Origin of the sequence: Corallococcus sp. AS-1-12, from assembly GCF_020036995.1 — a bacterium.
In the GTDB taxonomy this organism is placed as follows: Bacteria; Myxococcota; Myxococcia; order Myxococcales; family Myxococcaceae; genus Corallococcus.
This window is the reverse complement of the sequence record NZ_JAIQDD010000005.1, coordinates 473548-491585: the sequence shown is the minus strand read 5'-3', so window position 1 is coordinate 491585 and position 18038 is coordinate 473548. Positions and strand designations below refer to the sequence as shown.

The 18038-nt window shown below is 71.6% G+C and carries 14 protein-coding genes; 3 read left to right on the top strand and 11 right to left on the bottom strand.

Translation table 11 applies throughout. From position 1 onward, the window contains the following. Positions 1–41: 41 nt before the first annotated feature. The 3 genes from K8556_RS11625 to K8556_RS11615 all read right to left on the bottom strand — a co-directional run bounded on the left by K8556_RS11625 (position 42) and on the right by K8556_RS11615 (position 3164). Positions 42–599, bottom strand: a complete 558-nt coding sequence (locus tag K8556_RS11625) for a superoxide dismutase family protein (RefSeq protein ID WP_223740102.1) — start codon at positions 597–599, stop codon at positions 42–44. 111 nt (positions 600–710) lie between these two features. Further along, entirely contained in the window at positions 711–2288 is a 1578-nt protein-coding gene (locus K8556_RS11620; protein ID WP_223740101.1) for an N-6 DNA methylase, read from the bottom strand. 21 nt (positions 2289–2309) lie between these two features. Next, complete coding sequence (locus tag K8556_RS11615) at positions 2310–3164, bottom strand: ion transporter (RefSeq protein WP_223740100.1); 855 nt, start codon at positions 3162–3164, stop codon at positions 2310–2312. A 142-nt stretch (positions 3165–3306) separates the two neighbouring features. Here K8556_RS11615 and K8556_RS11610 point away from each other — a divergent pair, with 142 nt between their 5' ends. Beyond that, complete coding sequence (locus K8556_RS11610) at positions 3307–4071, top strand: hypothetical protein (protein WP_223740099.1); 765 nt, start codon at positions 3307–3309, stop codon at positions 4069–4071. 122 nt (positions 4072–4193) lie between these two features. Continuing rightward, positions 4194–4988, top strand: a complete 795-nt coding sequence (locus K8556_RS11605; protein ID WP_223740098.1) for an alpha/beta fold hydrolase — start codon at positions 4194–4196, stop codon at positions 4986–4988. A gap of 105 nt (positions 4989–5093) precedes the next feature. Here the strand turns inward: K8556_RS11605 and K8556_RS11600 are convergent, their stop codons facing one another. From K8556_RS11600 to K8556_RS11570, 7 genes are all read right to left on the bottom strand, one after another. Continuing rightward, entirely contained in the window at positions 5094–6701 is a 1608-nt protein-coding gene (locus tag K8556_RS11600) for a sodium/solute symporter (protein ID WP_223740097.1), read from the bottom strand. 9 nt (positions 6702–6710) lie between these two features. Beyond that, positions 6711–6989, bottom strand: coding sequence for a DUF485 domain-containing protein (locus tag K8556_RS11595; RefSeq protein WP_223740096.1), 279 nt, complete (start codon positions 6987–6989; stop codon positions 6711–6713). 38 nt (positions 6990–7027) lie between these two features. After that, positions 7028–8992 carry an acetate--CoA ligase gene (gene acs / locus K8556_RS11590; protein ID WP_223740095.1) on the bottom strand — a complete coding sequence of 655 codons (1965 nt, stop codon included), beginning with the start codon at positions 8990–8992 and terminating at the stop codon, positions 7028–7030. A 10-nt stretch (positions 8993–9002) separates the two neighbouring features. Further along, positions 9003–10106 (bottom strand): porin, encoded by a 1104-nt coding sequence (locus K8556_RS11585; RefSeq protein WP_223740094.1) that lies wholly within the window; start codon positions 10104–10106, stop codon positions 9003–9005. A gap of 157 nt (positions 10107–10263) precedes the next feature. Continuing rightward, complete coding sequence (locus tag K8556_RS11580) at positions 10264–11649, bottom strand: sigma-54 dependent transcriptional regulator (RefSeq protein ID WP_223740093.1); 1386 nt, start codon at positions 11647–11649, stop codon at positions 10264–10266. Then, on the bottom strand, positions 11646–14600 hold the full coding sequence (locus K8556_RS11575; RefSeq protein WP_223740092.1) for an ATP-binding protein: 2955 nt from the start codon (positions 14598–14600) through the stop codon (positions 11646–11648). Before K8556_RS11575 ends, K8556_RS11580 begins: the two co-directional genes overlap by 4 nt. Continuing rightward, the gene (locus tag K8556_RS11570; protein ID WP_223740091.1) at positions 14597–14758 is read right to left on the bottom strand and encodes a hypothetical protein; all 162 of its coding nucleotides are present in this window, start codon (positions 14756–14758) and stop codon (positions 14597–14599) included. Before K8556_RS11570 ends, K8556_RS11575 begins: the two co-directional genes overlap by 4 nt. An 89-nt stretch (positions 14759–14847) precedes the next feature. Between K8556_RS11570 and K8556_RS11565 the strand changes: the two genes are divergently transcribed. Further along, entirely contained in the window at positions 14848–16398 is a 1551-nt protein-coding gene (locus tag K8556_RS11565) for a GspE/PulE family protein (RefSeq protein WP_223740090.1), read from the top strand. Here K8556_RS11565 and K8556_RS11560 read toward each other — a convergent pair. Then, positions 16352–17935 carry a PAS domain-containing sensor histidine kinase gene (locus tag K8556_RS11560; RefSeq protein ID WP_223740089.1) on the bottom strand — a complete coding sequence of 528 codons (1584 nt, stop codon included), beginning with the start codon at positions 17933–17935 and terminating at the stop codon, positions 16352–16354. The genes K8556_RS11565 and K8556_RS11560 overlap by 47 nt on opposite strands. Positions 17936–18038: the final 103 nt, after the last annotated feature.

The following is an 18038-nucleotide window of genomic DNA, read 5'->3' as shown; positions in this document are numbered from 1 at the left end:
GGCCGATGCCTGCCGCGCAGGCATCGGCCGTGAGGCGGTGACTACTCCGCCTTCTCCACCACGCCGCAGGCGATGCGGCCACCGGCGTCGCCGGTCGGGTCGGTGCGGTAGTCGTCCAGCTTGGCGTGGACCATGACGGCGGAGCCGTCCTTGTCGAGCAGCGACTTCAGCTTCAGGTCGGCGATGAAGACGTCGAACTGCACCTTGCCGTCCTGGGGGACGTAGAGGTTCGGCAGGTCACCGGCGTGCTGGCCCTTGGGCGACAGCGCGCCGTGCTGCTTCTTCGTCGGGTTGAAGTGGCCGCCCGCCGTCTTGAAGTCCGGCGCCTCGCACTTGCCCGTCTCGTGGATGTGGAAGGCGTGCTCGCCCGCGGGCAGGTTCATCAGCGTGCCCTTCACCAGCACGCCCTTGGGCGCCTGCTCCATCGTCACCTCGCCCACGTCCTTGCCCTGGGCGTCCTTCAGCATCGCCTTCACCCTCTCGCCCTTCTTGACGGCGGGCTTCGCGCCCGCGTCCGCGGGGGCCGGCGTCCCGGCGTCCTGGGCCAGGGCGGGCGTGGAGAGGAGGGCGGTGGCAACCAGCAGGGAACGGATCGTCATGTCTCGAAGACTCCAGGGATGGGGTGACCCAGCGGCGCGGGACACTACCCACCCGCCGCGTCCTTCGCTCGGGAATGTCCACTCCCGCATGCCTCCGGTGATGGGGAGTCATCACTCCGGCAGCGGGCCCTCCAGCGGCACCGGCACCACGCGGGACGCCCCGAACGCGGGCGCCCAGACGCGCTGCACCTGCGGCCCGTTCAGGAAGCGCATCACCGCGCGGAACGCCGCCTCCGGCCCGCCCAGGCCTTCCGCCCAGGCGCTGCCCCGGGGCGACAGGTTCGGCACCAGCGGGCCCAGGGACTCGCGGGTCCTGGCGCCCCGGGTGATGCCCAGGCCTTCGTCCCGCACGCGCTGGGGCACGTACAGCGGCGCGAACCGCGCGTGGCGGTGGTCGTGCACGCAGCCGGGCTCCTCCAGCAGCGCCGCGGACAGGGGCAGCTCGCGCACGTTGAAAAGGAGCTTCACCGCCTCCTCGTGCGGATCATACGGGCCGCGCAGCCGGTGGTCCCCGCGCGGAATCAGCCGCCGGTCCAGGTAGCAGAACGCCTTCGCCTCCGGAGGCACCGCGCCCCGGTGCCTCGCGCCGCCGTAGCGGAAGAACGGGCGCACGTGGCTTGCGTCCACCTCCAGCGCGGGCCCCAGCTTCAGCGCGCGCAGCTTGGGCAGCAGCGCGGGCTCCAGGCCGTGCTCCCGCGCGAAGTCCTCCAGCGAGTCCCCGGTCGCGGCGCGGAACGCCTCCAGGCGCGCGAGCAGCCGCTCCCGGTCCGCGTCCACCAGCAGCTCGTCGAAGCGCGTCTTCACCCCGGGCAGGCTCACCGGGATGAGCGTGGTGAGCAGCTCCCCCCGAGCCCGCCAGTCCGCGTCCAGCGCGGCGGCCTCCCGGGCGATGGGGGAGAGCCGCCACTCGGGCGCCTCGGGCGTGAAGCACTGGCCCACGCCCTTGCGCTCGTAGCGGGGAGCGGCGGCGGCCGCGCCGGACCGGGACGTCCACACCGTGATGCACGTGCGCACCTGCGTGCCCGTGAAGATGCCCGGGCCCAGGTCCACCACCTGGCGCAGGTGGAGCGCTTGCAGCAGCGCGTGGCGCAGCGGCGCGTAGATGAACGACTCCAGCAGGCTCGCGGGCGTGATGAAGGCCAGCACCCCCGGCCGGGCCGTCAGCCGCTTCATGGCCACGAGCAGGAAGAACGCGAAGTCGTCCCGGAGGCTGGTGCCCGGCGGCATCTCCAGCGGCACCAGGGCGCGCAGCCGCGCGTAGCAGGCCGCGTCCTTCAGCACGGCGGACGTGCCGTTGTAGGGCGGGTTGCCCACCCACAGCTCCGCGTGCCCCTCCGGCGTCTGCGCGAGCAGCGGCTCCAGCCCGCCCCTCAGCGCGTCCCCCACGCGCACGTCCGCGCCCGGCACGCGGGCCTGGCACAAGCGCGCGACGCCTTCATCCAGCTCCAGGCCGCACAGCCTCGCGTCCGGACGGTGCCTCGCGGCGGCGGCGAGGAAGGCCCCCGCGCCACAGGCCGGGTCCACCACCGTGAGCGGCCCGTCAGCCAGGTGCGCCAGCGCGAGCGCCAGCGTGCGCTCCACGATGGGCGCGGGCGTGTAGAACGCGCCCACCGCCTTGCGGTCGATGCCGGGGAACCGGTGGACCAGCAGCTCCTCGTCCAGCTCGGGCGTGTCGATGGCGCGGGCCATGCCGGGCCATCCTAGACGGATTCACCCGGTGGGCCGCGAGGGGGCCCAGTCCAATGCCGTGCCGCAGCGTTTGCAATACGCCGCATCCAGGTCATGACCCTGTGCGCCACAGCCCGGACACGCCTGGGTATTCACGGGCTGACGCGTGGCGGCGGCGAGCTCCACCGACACGATGCCCGTGGGCACCGCGATGATGCCGTAGCCCATCACCATCAGGATGGACGCGAGGAACTGCCCCGTCACCGTCTTGGGCGTGATGTCCCCGAAGCCCACCGTCGTCATCGTCACGATGGCCCAGTACATGGAGCGGGGGATGCTGTCGAAGCCGTGCTCCTCGCCCTCCACCATGTACATGACCGCGCCCATGATGACGTCGATGCTCAGGACCGTGCCCAGGAAGACGATGATCTTCGGGCGGCTCGCGCGCAGCGCCGTGAGCAGCACCTCCGCCTGACCCAGCAGGTGCCCCAGCTTGAGGATGCGGAAGACGCGCAAGAGGCGCAGCACGCGGATGACCAGCAGCGTCTGCGCGCCGGGGAGCAGCACGCTCAGGAACGAGGGCAACAGCGCCATCAGGTCCACGATGCCGAAGAAGCTGCGCGCGTAGTGCAGCGGCTGGCGCACCGCGATGAGCCGCAGCACGTACTCCAGCGCGAAGAGCACCGTGAAGACCCACTCCGCGATGTGCAGCGCGCGGGCATGCACCGCGCGCACCTCCGCGACGCTCTCCAGCATCACCGCCGCCACGCTGAACACGATGGCCCACAGCAGGGCGATGTCGAACGCCCTCCCCGCCGGGGTGTCCGCTTCGAAGATGACCGTGTGCAGGCGGGCGCGGAGGCCGCTCGGGGGGCTCTGTTCGGAAGGGCGGTCCACAGGCCGCGCAGCTTAGGCGCAATCCCTCGCGGAACGTTCAACAGCGTCCCTGTCCCCTGGACCGGCGGCGGGCTTGGCGGGGACGGTCGCCGGCCCGACGTTTCCGGCGGCCCCTGTCCCTGGCGCGGAGCGGCTCCGGTGCATGATGCGAATCCTCGACGCCGTCCCCGTGCGGCTGCTCGTCCTGGTGGTGATGGGCCTGCTCTTCCTGTGCCTGGAGGTGGGCTACCGGCTCAGCCACCGGAAGCCGGGGCTCGACGAAGCGTCGGCGCTCCAGGCGTCGGTGCTCGGGCTGGTGGCGCTCCTGCTGGGCTTCTCCTTCTCCATGGCCGCGGAGCGGTACTCGCTGCGCCGCTCGCTCGTGGTGAAGGAGTCGAACGCCATCGGCACGCTCTACCTTCGCCTCGGTTACCTTCCGGAGCCCTCGCGCGGCGAGATGCGCGCCTGGATGCGCCGCTACACCGACCTCCGCCTGGAGGGGCACGAGGCCGCGAATGAACCGGACGTCTTCGCGAAGAAGCTCCAGGAGTCGGAGTCGCTCAAGGCACAGCTCTGGGCGCGGCTGGAGGCGCTGGCGCCACGGATGGAGGCCCCCGTGCTCATCCTCGTCACCCAGGCGATGAACGACGTGTTCGACGTGGGCGACGAGCGCCTGGCGGCGGCCCACAACCTCATCCCGACCTCCATCTTCGGCCTGCTGCTGGTCGGGATGCTCGGCTCCGGCGTGCTCCTGGGCTACCAGCCGGCGGCGCACCTGCGCGGGTTCCTCTCCTGGGTCCTGTTCGTGGTCATCCTCACCGCCGTGACGTTCACCCTGCTGGACCTGGACTTCCCCACCCGAGGACGCATCCGTGTGGACCAGGAGCCGCTGCGCTCGCTCCAGAAGCAGTTGCACACCCACCCCTGACGCACGTCCAGGCAATCGGAGGGAGGGGTCGTCCGTTCAGGGGGCATGCGGACCCTGAAAGACACCGTCCCGCGCTCCCCACCGCGTACTTCTACCAGGGCGAGTGGGAGGAGTACTTCACCGTGGCGCATTGGGACCAGCGCGGCGCGGGAAGGACCTACGCCCTCAACCCGCCGGACACGGTGAGGCCCACGATGACGGTGGACCGCATGGTGGCGGACGCGGAGGAGGTGGCCGCGTACCTGCGCAAGACGTACGGCAGGAAGCGCATCGTGCTCGTGGGGCACAGTTGGGGCACGGTGCTGGGCGTGAAGCTCGCGCGGCTGCACCCGGACTGGTTCGACGCGTACGTGGGCATCGGGCAGGGGGTGGACATGCCCAGGAACGAGGCCCTGGGCTACGCGGCCACGCTCGCGGCGGCGAAGGCGGACGGCAACAAGAAGGCCCTCGCGGACCTGGAGTCCATCGCCCCGTTCCCGGACCCGAAGGACCCCGCGCGCACGCTGGCCAACCTGCACAAGGAGCGCCGCTGGCTCATGCACTATGAGACCCACGGCTGGCGCGCGCCGGACTGGCACGGCGCGCAGGTGTGGCGCTACAGCCCGGACGTCACCGACAAGGACATGGACGCGCGCGACGAGGGCCTGGACCTGAGCCTCGCCGCCTTCTGGGCGCCCATCACCCAGCTCAACCTCACGAAGGAGAACCGCTTCGCCGTGCCCGTCGTCTTCTTCCATGGCCGGCACGACCGCACCACGTCCGCGCAGTTGTTGGACGCGTGGTTCGCCACCGTCCAGGCGCCGTCCAAGAAGCTCGTCTGGTTCGAGGACTCCGCGCACATGGTGCACGAGGAGGAGCCCGGCAAGGTGCTCGTGCACCTGGTGAACGACGTGCTCCCGCTCACGCGCGGGAAGTAGTCACGGGGAAAAAGAAAGGCGGAACCCGAGCCCCTTTGGAAACTCCCGGGTTCCGCCCTGTCCTTCACGCCGAGGAAGATGCCGTGAAGGACCGCCGAGCAGCTTTCAAACTTTTTGGGGCAGCGTGCCCGCCACGCCCGTGGGGACCGTCACGGGGGGCGGCGTCACCGCGGCGCCCACGTGCATGCGGTGCTCCACCTCCGCGAACCGCGCCGCGGCCTCCGTCTCCGGCGCCAGCAGCGACACCACCCAGCCCACGACGAAGGACAGCGGGAGGGTGACGATGCCCGGGTTCTTCAGCGGGAAGAGGGCGGTCGCGTTGCCCAGGAGCTCCACCTGCACCGTGGGGGACAGGAAGATGAGCAGCACCGCGCTCATGGAACCGGTGAGCATGCTGGCCACCGCGCCCCGGGTGGTGAAGCCCCTCCACAGCATGGACAGGAGCAGCGCGGGGAAGTTCGCGCTCGCCGCGATGGCGAAGGCCAGCCCCACCATGAAGGCCACGTTCTGGTTCTTGAAGAGGACGCCCAGGAGGATGGCGAGGATGCCCAGCGCCAGGCTGGCGATGCGCGCCACCTTGAGCTGCTCCGCCTCCGGCGCGTGTCCCTTGCGCACCACGCTGGACCACAGGTCGTGGGACAGCGCCGCCGCGCCCGACAGCGTCAGGCCCGCCACCACCGCGAGGATGGTGGCGAAGGACACCGCGGAGATGAAGCCCAGGAAGCCCGTGCCGCCCACCACCTCCGCCAGCATGGGCGCCGCCATGTTGCCGCCCTTGTCCACGCTCACGATGGCCTGACGCCCCACCAGCACGGACGCGCCGAAGCCCAGGATGAACGTCACCAGGTAGAAGAAGCCGATGAGGCCCGTGGCGTAGAACACGCTGGTGCGCGCCGCCTTCGCGTTGGGCACCGTGTAGAAGCGCATCAGGATGTGCGGCAGGCCCGCCGTGCCGAACATCAGCGCCAGCCCCAGCGAGAGGGTCTCCAGCGGGTTGGACACCAGCTTGCCCGGCGCCAGCGCCTCCGGCCCGTAGCGGTTCACCGCCTCGCTGAAGAGCGCCGCCGGGCTGAAGCCGAACCGCCACAGCACCGACACCGCCAGCGCCGTCGCGCCGCCCAGCAGCAGCACCGCCTTCACGATTTGCACCCACGTGGTGGCGATCATCCCGCCGAACAGCACGTAGAGGATCATCACCGCGCCCACGATGACGACGGCCGTCTCATAGGAGAGGCCGAACAGCAGGCGGATGAGGTTGCCCGCGCCCACCATCTGGGCAATCAGGTAGAAGACGACCACGGTGAGCGTGCCCACCGCGGCGGACAGCCGCACCGGGGTCTGCTTCAGGCGGTAGGCCACCACGTCCGCGAAGGTGTACTTGCCCAGGTTGCGCAGGGGCTCCGCGATGAGGAAGGTCACCACGGGCCAGCCCACCAGCCAGCCCACGGAGTAGATGAGCCCGTCGAAGCCGGACGTGGCCACGAGCCCCGCGATGCCCAGGAAGCTGGCGGCGCTCATGAAGTCGCCCGCCAGCGCGAAGCCGTTCTGTCCCGCGCTGATGCCGCCTCCGGCGGCGAAGAACTCCGACGTCGTCTTCGTCTTGCGCGCCGCCCAGTACGTGATGGCCAGCGTGATGCTGACGAAGAGGAGGAAGAAGACGATGGCCGTGGTGTTGGGCTGGCCAAGCTGCGTGCCCGGGGTCGTGGGGTTCATGGGGGCCTTTCAGCGGCGCAGCTCGTCGAGGGCGCTGTCGTAGTGGCGGTTGGCCCAGGTCATGTAGATGCCGGTCAGCACCCACGCGAGGAGGATGGTGAGCGCCCCCAGCACGATGCCGACGGACAGCCCCGGCATGAACGGGTGCCCCATCAGCGGCCGGTTGAAGGCCACCAGCAGGATGAAGCCCAGGTAGGCCACCAGCATCGTCACCGTGAGCGCGCCCGCCACGCGCCAGCGCCGCGCGGCGAGCGCCTTCAACGCCTCGTCCTTGGAATTGCCGTACATCGGTGTTCCTCCTTGCGAAGCGTGAAAGGGACCCGTTCTCAGCGGCGGGGGGCGGGCGGCAGGCCCTTGGTGAGCAGCTCATCCAGCACGGCGGGGTCCGCGAGCGTGCTCGCGTCACCCAGGTTCTCCGTCTCACCGCCGGCGATCTTCCGGAGCATGCGGCGCAGAATCTTCCCGGAGCGCGTCTTGGGCAGGCCCGACACCAGCACCACCCGGTCCGGCGTGGCGATGGGGCCAATCACGTGCCGCACCTGCTCGCGCAGGCTGCCCATCATCTTCTCGTCCGGGGTGCGCACGAAGTCCGGCTTCACCGTGACGAAGGCGCACACGCCCGTGCCCTTCAGCTCGTGCGGGAAGCCCACCACGGCGGCCTCGGCGACGGCCTCGTGCGCGACGAGCGCGCTCTCCACCTCCGCGGTGCCCAGGCGGTGGCCGGACACGTTGAGCACGTCGTCCACGCGGCCGGTAATCCAGTAGTAGCCGTCCTCGTCGCGGCGGCAGCCGTCGCCGGTGAAGTACAGCGGCAGGAAGCGCGCGTAGTACGTCTCCACGAAGCGCGAGTGGTGCCCGTACAGCGTGCGCGCCTGGCCCGGCCACGAGCGCGCGAGGCACAGGTTGCCGCTGACGCCGTTGCCCGTGAGCTTCCGGCCCTCTTCGTCCACCAGCACCGGCTCCACGCCGAAGAAGGGCAGGGTGGCGCTGCCGGGCTTGCAGGGCGTGGCGCCCGGCAGCGGGGCGATGAGGATGCCGCCCGTCTCCGTCTGCCACCAGGTGTCCACCACGGGGCAGCGGCCCTCGCCCACCACGTCGTGGAACCAGCGCCAGACCTCCGGGTTGATGGGCTCGCCCACGCTGCCCAACAGGCGCAGTGACTCGCGGGACGACTTCGTGACGAACCCGTCGCCCTCCTTGATGAGCGAGCGCAGCGCGGTGGGCGCGGTGTAGAGCGTGGTGGCCTTCAGGTCGTCCACCACCTGCCACAGGCGGCCCGCGTCCGGCCACGTGGGGGTGGACTCGAAGAGGACCGTGGTGGTGCCGGTGCTGAGCGGGCCGTAGACGAGATACGAGTGGCCCGTCACCCAGCCCACGTCCGCGGTGCAGAAGTGCACGTCGTCCGGCTGCGTGTCGAAGATGTAGCGGAACGTGGTGTTCGCGTAGACCAGGTAGCCGCCCGTCGTATGCAGCACGCCCTTGGGCTTCCCGGTGGAGCCGGAGGTGTAGAGGATGAAGAGCGGGTCCTCCGCGTCCATCCACTCCGCGGGGCAGACGCCGCGCTGCTTCCGCGCCTCCACGTCCAGCCAGTGGTCGCGCCCCTGGCGCATGGGCACCTCCCGGGGCGTGCGGCGCGCGACGAGCACGGACGTCACCTGGGACAGGCCCTCCAGGGCCTCGTCGGTGATGGCCTTGGTGGCCACGCTCTTGGGGCCGCGCGGGCCCTCGTTGGCGGTGATGACCACCTTCGCGCCGGAGTCCAGCACGCGCTCGCGCAGCGAGTCCGCGGAGAAGCCCGCGAACACCACCGAGTGCACCGCGCCGATGCGCGCGCACGCCAGCAGCGAGTACACCAGCTCCGGGATCATGGGCAGGTAGACGATGACGCGGTCACCCTTCCGCACGCCGTGCGCCTTGAGCACGTTGGCCAGGCGGTTCACGTGGTGGGCCAAGTCGCGGAAGGTGATGGTCTCGTACTCGCCGGGCGTGTTCTTCGCCCAGAGGAGGGCGGCCTTGTCCGGGCGGGCCTTCGCGTGGCGGTCCACGCAGTTGACCGTCACGTTGAGCTTGCCGCCCACGAACCAGGCGAAGTCGGCGGCCTGCTCGTTCACCTCGCGGATGGACTCCGGCGGGTGGAACCACGTGAGCTGCCGGGCCTGCTCGCCCCAGAAGGCGTCCGGGGCCTCCAGGCTCTGGCGGTAGAGGCGCTGGTACTCCTCCAGGCTCTTCACGTGCGCGGTACGGCGGAAGGCTTCCTTGGGCTGGACGAGCGAATCCGTGTCGGTGGCCATGGGGGCGTCCTCAGTAGAAGAGCTGGAGCTGGGCGGTGCCGGTGATGCCCGTGCTCGCGTGGGCGAGGTCTCCCATGCGCGACACGGCCACCTCCGTCTTCAGGTTGAAGGTGTGCTTCTGGAACCAGAGGTTGAGGCCGGGCTTGAACGTGAGCAGGTCCGTCGCCGCCACGCGCCCGTTGAAGTACTCGCTGCTGAAGACGGGCTCGACGATGCCGATGCGGTAGCCCAGCTCCACGAAGAAGCCGGTGCCGCTGCGCACGTTGTCGAAGCCCTGCTGCCAGGAGAAGACGTTGCTCTGGAAGACGAACTCCTGGTCATCCCCCATGGGGATGTCCAGGAACACGTCCGCCGCCAGGGCCACCGCGGAGTGGATGCCGGAGGCGGTGGCGATGGCGCCGTACTGGTAGTCACCGCCCACGCCGAAGGACAGCAGGGGCTGGTCCGTGAAGTAGATGCCGCGCAGGAACAGGTCGTACTCGTGGCCCCAGACGTTGTAGCGGGCGTGGCCCACGACGCGCGGCAGGTCGTCCGCGTTGACCGTCTGGCCGTTCTCCAGCTTCGCGCCCTCCACGCCGTTGAGGATGGCGGCGCGGTACGTCCAGGGGCCCGCGAAGCCGCGCACCTGCACGCCCATGTCGCGCCACACCTTGCCCACGCCTGGCGGGTAGCGGATGAGGTCGGAGTGGTAGTCCACCGTCTGGAGCGCGATGGCGCCCTGCAGCGCGTGGTGTGACAGCGGCGCGAGGATGAAGCCCGCCTCCACCCACGTCTTGTCGGCGAACTCGTACGCGACCGTGGCGTCCTGGATGAAGAAGGCGACGCTGTAGTCGCCGTTCTTGCCGAAGTTCGGCTGGTCCGTGTCGATGAAGAACGACAGCTTCTTCGTGATGTTGCCGAAGAGGAGCAGCCGCACGCGGCGCAGGAAGAAGTCCGTCCCCACGCCGCCCGTGGGCGCGCCGTCCTTCACGAACTGCATCTGCGGATGCAGCAGCACGTCCACGTTGAGGACCGCGTCCTCGCCCAGTTGGATCTTCCCCGCCGCCGCCGGCAGCGCGCTCAGCAGGGCCGTGAGCACCAACAACCGCGACAGGGCATGGGGGACGGGGCGCATGGGTCCCCATCCCCTGAGCAACGCCCGTTCCACCCGCGTGCGCTCCGGGTTTCAGGACCTTGGAGGTTGGCTCGCCGCGTCAGGATGTGGCGGAAGGTGACAGGGCGTTACCCCCCGTAACGATTCGTGCAGCGCGTCGTAACACCTGGGTGACGCGTCAGGCGCGGGTGCGGGGGATGCCCAGGCGCTGGCGCTTCTCCCAGAGCGTCTTGCGGCTGATGCCCAGCCGGCGCGCCAGCTCCGTCTCGCCCATGCGCTCCTGGTGCTCCAGCACGAAGCGGCGGAAGTACTCCTCCATGGAGTCCGGCGACCGGGGGTCCTCGCTGGCCGGGACGGGCGGGAAGTCCAGCTCCTCCAACGCGGGGGGATTTCCTTCCGCGCCCGGTCCTCCCGGCGACTCCAGCGCCAGCAGGTCGGCGGTGATGAGCGGCCCGTCCGCGAGGATGACCGCGCGCTCGATGGCGTTCTCCAGCTCGCGCACGTTGCCCGGCCACGGGTGCTGCGCGATGGCCGCCAGCGCGTCCGGGGACAGGGACGCGGGCGGGCGCCCGATGCGGCGGCTGGCCCGCTCCAGCAGGTGCTTCGCCAGCGCGGGGACGTCCTCCCCGCGCTCGCGCAGGGGCGGCAGGCGGATCTCGATGACGCGCAGGCGGAAGTAGAGGTCCTGGCGGAACAGCCCCTCCTGCACGCGGCGGGGCAGGTCGCGGTGGGTGGCCGCGAGGATGCGCACGTCCACCTTGCGCGAGCGCGTGGCGCCCACCCGCCGCACCTCGCCGTCCTGGAGCATGCGCAACAGGCGCGCCTGCGCGGGCGCGGGCAGCTCTCCAATCTCATCCAGGAAGAGCGTGCCGCCGTGCGCGGCCTCCACCAGCCCCGCGTGCGCGGCCTGCGCGCCGGTGAAGGCGCCCTTCTCATGGCCGAACAGCTCGCTCTCCAGGAGGCCCTCGGGAATGGCGGCGCAGTTGACCGCGATGAGGGGCCCTTCCGCGCGCGGGCTCTGCGCGTGGACGGCGCGGGCCACCAGCTCCTTGCCGGTGCCGGACTCGCCCAGCACCAGCACGGTGGCGGCGGAGGGGGCCACCTTGCGCACGCGCTCGAACACGTCGCGCATGGCGGGGGAGCTGCCCACCATGCCGCCGGGGGACCAGGTCTGCTCCACCTCGCGCTTGAGGGCGGCGTTCTGGCGGGTGAGGCGGCCCTCGCGCAGCACGCGCTCCACCTGGAGCAGCAGCTCGTCGTGGTCGAAGGGCTTCGCGATGTAGTCCACCGCGCCCAGCTTCATCGCGTCCACGGCGGACTTCACCGTGGCGAAGCTGGTCATGATGAGCACGGGCACGCCCGGACACAGCGCGATGATGTCCGTGCCCGGCGGCCCGGGCAGGCGCAGGTCGGAGATGACCAGGTCGAAGGCGTCCAGCGCGTGCTCGGCCGCGGCCTCCGGCACGGCGCCCGCTTCCGCCACGTCATGGCCCGCGCGGGTGAGCAGCCTTCGCAGCTCCGTGCGGATGATGGGCTCGTCCTCGATGACCAGGATGCGGCTCAAGCGGAGGCCTCCTGCTTCAGCGCGTCCGCGCGGGGCAGGCTGAGCGTCACGCGGGTGCCGCCGCCCTGGCGGGCCTCGATGCGCAGCGCGCCGCCGTGCTCGCGCACGATGCCCTCCACCAGCGGAAGCCCCAGGCCGGTGCCTTCGCCGGGCTGCTTGGTGGTGAAGAACGGCTCGAAGATGCGTTGCGACAGCTCCGGGGCGATGCCGTGCCCCCGGTCCTCCACCTGGATGCGCACCTGGTCTCCGGAAGCTTCCGCCATCAGGTCCACGCGCGAGCCCGCGGGCGACGCGTCGATGGCGTTGGTCAAGAGGTTCACCAGCACCTGCTCCAGCCGCTGCGCGTCGCCGCGCACCTCCAGCCCGTCCGGGCTCTGGTGCGTGCACGCCACGTCGCGCGCCTTGCGCGACAGCCGGGCCAACTGCGCGGCCTCCGCGAGCAGCGGGCCCACCGCCACGCGCGTGAAGGGCCGGGACTCGCCGCCGACCGTGCCCGCGTGGCCGAAGCCCACGAGCGCCCGGACGATGGCGTCGATGCGGCGGCACTGCTGGAGGATGAGCCCCACGCGCTCGCGCACGGCCTCCGGGTCCTCCAGCTCGTACTTGAGGTTCTGGCTGATGCTGGCGATGGCGGTGAGCGGGTTGCCAATCTCATGCGCCACGCCCGCGGCCACCCGGCCCAGCGACGCCAGCCGGTCCTGGTGCGCGAGCCGCGCGTCCACCGCCTTGCGCTCCGTCCAGTCCTCCACCAGGAACGTGATGCCCGTCTCCTGGCCGCTGGCGTCGTCCGGGGGCGCCAGCCGCGAGCGGTGCAGGCGCAGCGAGCGCTGCTTGCCGTTCACCGTCACGCGCGCCTCGTCGTCACCGCCCGGGGCCCGCGCGAGCTCCGCGAACAGCGGCCCCCAGGGCTCCGGCAGGCGCGCGAGCGGCAGGCCCCGCGCGGAGTCCATGGGCACGCCCGACAGCGCCTCCAGCGCGGCGTTCCAGAGGACGACCTCGCCGTCCGGGCCCATGGCGCAGACCCCCAGCGGCAGGTCCTCCAGGATGCGGTAGAGGTAGCGGCGCACGACCTCCAGCTCGCGCAGGGGGCCGCGCATGTCGCGCGCGTCGCGCAGCCGCTCCTCCACGAAGCGCAGTTGATCCGCCAGGGCCGTGCGCGCGCCGGGGTCCAGCCGCAGCGCCTCGCCCACCGCGAGCCGCGCCAGCACCGGGCCGATGAGGCCGGAGAGGTTGCGCTCCACGCCGTCGCGCAGGCGGCGCAGCTCCGCGGGCCGGCGCTCGTCGGGGGGCAGGCCCAGCGCCTCGCGCGCGCGGTCCACCTCCGCGGCGGCCACCTGCGCGCCCAGCACGGGCTCCAACTGCCGGCGGAACTCGTCCGGGGAACCAGCCGCCACGCTGCCCTCCGCGAGCCCCGGCGCCTCGCGCGTGCACACCCGCGCGGCCGCCTGCTCCTCCGCGGACTGGCGCGTGAGGAGCGACACCGCCACGAAGCACAGCGCGTTGAGGGCCAGCGAGGTGAAGGTGGCGAAGCCCCAGGGCTCCTCCGCGCCGAAGCCCAGCTTCACGGAGAGCTGGTTGGTCCACGCCACCAGCGAGGGCGGCTCCCACAGCGGGGCCAGCAGCGTGAGGGCCCAGGTCGTGCCGCCCGCCAGGAGCCCCGCGAGCAGCCCCGCGCGCGTGGCCTTGGGCCACGTCAGGAGCCCCAGCACGCCCGGCGCGAACTGCGCGGTGGCCACGAAGGACACGAGCCCCAGGTCCGCGAGCCCCGTCGTCCGCGTGTCCAGCAGCCGGTAGAAGCCGTAGCCCGCCAGGATGATGGCGGCGATGAGCACGCGCCGGGCCCAGAGCAGCCACCCGTAGAGGTCCTCCCGGCCGCGCGCGGTGCCCAGCGGCAGCACCAGGTGCGTCAGGCACATGGGCGCGAGCGCGAGCGTGGTGACGATGACCATGGCGCTCGCCGCGGACACGCCGCCCAGGAAGGCGATGAGCGCCAGCAGCGGGGCGCCCTTCGTGATGGGCACGGAGAGGACGTGGAAGTCCGCGGGCCAGGGCAGGCCCAGCGCCTCTCCGGACCACAGCAGCACGGGCACCGCCGCGTTGATGAGCAGCATGAGCAGCGGGAAGGCCCACGCGACGGTGGCCAGCCCGTCGCGCTCGGGCGCCTCCGTGAAGGCTACGTGGTACTGCCGGGGCGTGAGGAACGCGGCGATGGTGGAGAGCACCAGCAGCGGCGCCCAGGGCGCGTCGCGCGCGGGGCGCTGGAGGGCCTCCACCGCTTCGGGGTGGAGCGTGAGCCAGTCATCGAGCCCGCCCAGTCCTCCGAAGACGGACACCACGCACCAGCCCGCGACGATGAGCAGCGCCAGCAGCTTCACGCCGGACTCGAAGGCGATGGCCAGCATCAGCCCCTCGTGCCGCTCGCGCGGGGCGGGGTGGCGGGCGCCGAAGAGGAGCGAGAAGACGATGAGCACGCCGCAGAAGCCGGGCCCCACCAGCGCCGGGGCCGCCGCGGGGCTCACGAGGCGCGCGGACTCCACGACGGCGCGAATCTGGAGCGCCAGGTAGGGCAGGCTGCCGGCCAGCGCGAACAGCGTCACCGCCGTGCCCGTCACCTGGCCGGGGTAGCGGAAGGCGAGCAGGTCCGCGAGCGAGGTGAGCTGCTGCTCGCGCGTCAGCCGCAGCAGCGGACGCCACAGCACGGGGGCGAGCAGGCACGCCAGCGTGAGGCCCAGGTAGATGCCCAGGTAGCGGAAGCCATGGCGGGCCGCGTAGCCCACGCTGCCGAAGTAGGACCAGGACGTGGCGTACACGCCCAGGGCCAGCGCGTACGTCAGCGGGTGCTGGGTGATGCGCGGGGAGATGCGGCCCTGCTCCGCCGCGTAGGCCACCAGGAACAGCACGCCCAGGTAGGCCACGGAGGCGATGACGAGCGGGCCGGGCCCCAGCGTCATGGGCGCGGGCTCCGGTGCGCCACCCACCCGCCCAGGGCGATGACGCCCAGCCACACGACGAAGGGAAGCGAAGCGGGAGCCCCTTCCGCGAGCCACAGCCGGCGCAGCGGCGAGCCGAACAGCAGCACCGCCACGGCGAACACCAGCAGTGACGGCATGGCGGGAGGGTCCGCGGGGGGCCGCGACATGGCGCGGAGGATAGCAGCCCCGGCCGGGCGCGAGGGGCGCCGTGATAAGCCGGCGGGCCATGGCTCCCCCGGACGTGCCCCCGTTCTCCGAACTGCCCCAGTTCACGCTCGACCGCGAATCGCTGCGCCTGCTCCCGGAGTCCTTCTGCCGCCGCCTGGGCGTCGCGGTGATGGGCAAGGTGGACCCGGGCAACGACACGGAGGCCGTGACGGTGGCGATGCTGGACCCGGCGGACGAGTCCGTGCGCTACCGCATCGCGGACTTCCTGCGCCGCCCGGTGCGGCCCGTGCGGCTCAACCGCTACGAGATCGACTCCGCGCTGGAGGTGGGCTTCGGCGCGGGGGCGCACGCGTCCGTGGACGTGGTGCTGAAGGCCGGCACGGCGCTGTCCCCGCGGCCCACGGCGGTGGAGCTGGTGAACCACGTGCTCGCGGTGGCGGTGGCGCAGGGCGCGTCCGACATCCACCTGGAGAGCTACACGGACGACGTGGACCTGCGCTACCGCGTCGACGGCATCCTCCACCAGACGTACACGGACATCTCCCCGGACTCGCTGCCGGAGGTGGTGAGCCGCATCAAGGTGATGGCGGGGCTGGACATCGCGGAGAAGCGGCGGCCCCAGGACGGCCGCCTGCGGGCGCTCTACGAAGGGGAGGCGGGGCGCAGGTTCGTGGACTTCCGCGTGAGCGTGGTGCCCTCGCCCGCGGGCGAGGACGTGGTCATCCGCCTGCTCGACGCCTCCGTGGGCCTGGTGCCGGTGGAGACGTTGGGGATGACGCCGGAGCTGCAGGCCACGGTGCTGCGGCTTCTGGGCAACCCGGAGGGGCTGGTGCTGGTGACGGGCCCCACCGGCAGCGGCAAGACGACGACGCTGTACGCGGCGCTGGCGCGGCTCAACGACGGGCGCAAGAAGATCATCACCGCGGAGGACCCGATTGAGTACGTGGTCCCCAAGGTGAACCAGAAGCAGGTGTCGCCGCAGATGCCGCACCTGACGCTGCTGCGCGCGCTCTTGCGGCAGGACCCCAACGTGATGCTGGTGGGGGAGATCCGCGACCTGGAGACGGGCAGCACCGCGCTGATGGCGGCGTCCACGGGGCACGTGGTGCTGGGCACGCTGCACACGGCGGACGCCATTGGCGCGGTGAGCCGCCTGCGCGGGTTGAAGCTGGAGGACGGCGACATCGCGGAGGCGCTGCTCGCGGTGCTGGCGCAGCGGCTGGTGCGGCGCGTCTGTCCGGAGTGCTCCGTGCCCACCACGCCCACGGCGGATCAACTGGCGCTGCTGGGGCCGCTGCTGGACGGCGTGCAGCCCCGGGCGGGGCAGGGCTGCGAGGCGTGCCGCCACACCGGCTTCAAGGGGCGCGTGGGCCTCTTCGAGCTGCTGGTGGTGGACCCGGAGCTCCAGTGGCTCATCGCCACCGGGGCGCCGGGCGTCCAGTTGCGCAGGCACGCCCGGGCACGGGGCTTCCGCACGCTGGTGGAGGACGCGCTGGCGAAGGTGGCGGCCGGGGTCACCACGCTGCACGAGCTGACGCGCGTGGTGCCCTACCGCTACATCCTCACGGCTCGGGAGGAGCGTCAGGCCCCGGGGGCAGCATCACGGTGAAGGTCGAGCCCTCGCCGAGGGTGCTGCGCACCTGCACGATGCCGCCGTGGGCCTCGATGATCTGCTGGGTGATGAAGAGGCCCAGCCCCAGCCCGCCGTAGTTGCGCTCGGAGACGGCGCGCACGAAGCGCTCGAAGACGCGCGCCTGATCCTCGAGCGGGATGCCGATGCCCTCGTCCTTCACGCTCAGCACGGCCAGCCCGGCGTCCATGCGCACGCGCAGGTGGATGGGCTTTCCCGCGCCGTACTTGAGCGCGTTGGTGAGCAGGTTGGTGACGACCTGATCCAACCGGGCCCGGTCCCAGTGGCCCGGGATGGGCGTGGCGGCCTCCAGCGTGACGGCGCAGCCGACCTGGGCGGACTGGGGCGCGTAGCGGGTCACCACCTCCCGCGCGAGCGAGGCCAGGTCCATGGGCGCCCGGTCCAACCGCAACTGGCCCATGCTGATGCGCGACACGTCGAGCAGGTCCTCGATGAGGTCGGACAGCTTGCGCACCTGGCGGCGGGCCACCTCCAGGTCGCGGGCGATGCGCTCCACGGGCAGGGTGGCGGAAGGGTGGTTCTCCACGGTGCGCAGGAGCGCCGTGAGCTTGAGCTGGAGCGGGGTGAGCGGCGTCTTCAGCTCGTGCGAGGCGACGGAGAGGAACTCGTCGCGGGCGCGCACGGCGTCGCGGAGCAGCTCCAGCTCGCGCCGCTCCTGGGTCTGCTTGCGCTGGGTGATGTCGCGCGTCACCTTGGCGAAGCCCCGGAGCTTGCCTGACGGGTCGTGCAGCGCGGTGATGACGACGCTGGCCCAGAAGAGGCTGCCGTCCTTGCGGACGCGCCACGCCTCCTCCTCGAAGTGGCCCTCCCGGGTGGCCACCTGGAGGGCGTACCAGGGCTTGCCCCGGGCCACGTCCTCCGGGGGGAAGAAGCGGCTGAAGTGCTGGCCGATGATCTCCTCGGCCTTGTACTGCTTGAAGCGCTCGGCGCCGGCGTTCCAGGTGGACACGCGGCCCTCCGCGTCGAGCATGTAGATGGCGTAGTCCTGGATGTGCTCGACGAGCAGGCGGAAGCGCTCCTCGCTCTGCAGGAGCTGCTCCTGGGCGAGCTTGCGCTCGGTGAAGTCGCGCGTCACCTGGCCGTAGCCCACGAGCTGGCCCTGCGCGTCGCGCATCGCGGTGAGGACGCTGTTGGCCCAGAAGAGGGTGCCGTCCTTGCGGACGCGCCAGCCCTCCTCCTCGAAGCGGCCCTCGCGGTTGACGATCTCCAGGTCCAACTGGGGCTTGCCGCGGGCGATGTCCTCGGGCGGGTAGAAGCGGCTGAAGTGCTGGCCGAGGATCTCCGTGGCCTCGTAGCCCTTGATGCGTTCGGCGCCGGTGTTCCAGCTCATGATGGCGCCGGCCGGGTCCAGCGTCAGGATGGCGTAGTCCTTCACGCTGTCGATGAACAGGCGCAGTTGCGCGCCCATGTCACGAGCGGCGTGGGGGGTCGCGTAGGCGATGTCGCCACCGCTGGCGGACGAGGGAGGCTGGCTGTCGTCCAGGGGACTTCTCATAGACCCTTCAGCGTAATGCACTGGGAGGGGGCTTCGGTGAGGAACGACAGCGGGCATCCATCCACCAGCCAACCCTGCAGGGAGACCGTGCTTGCTGGCAGGG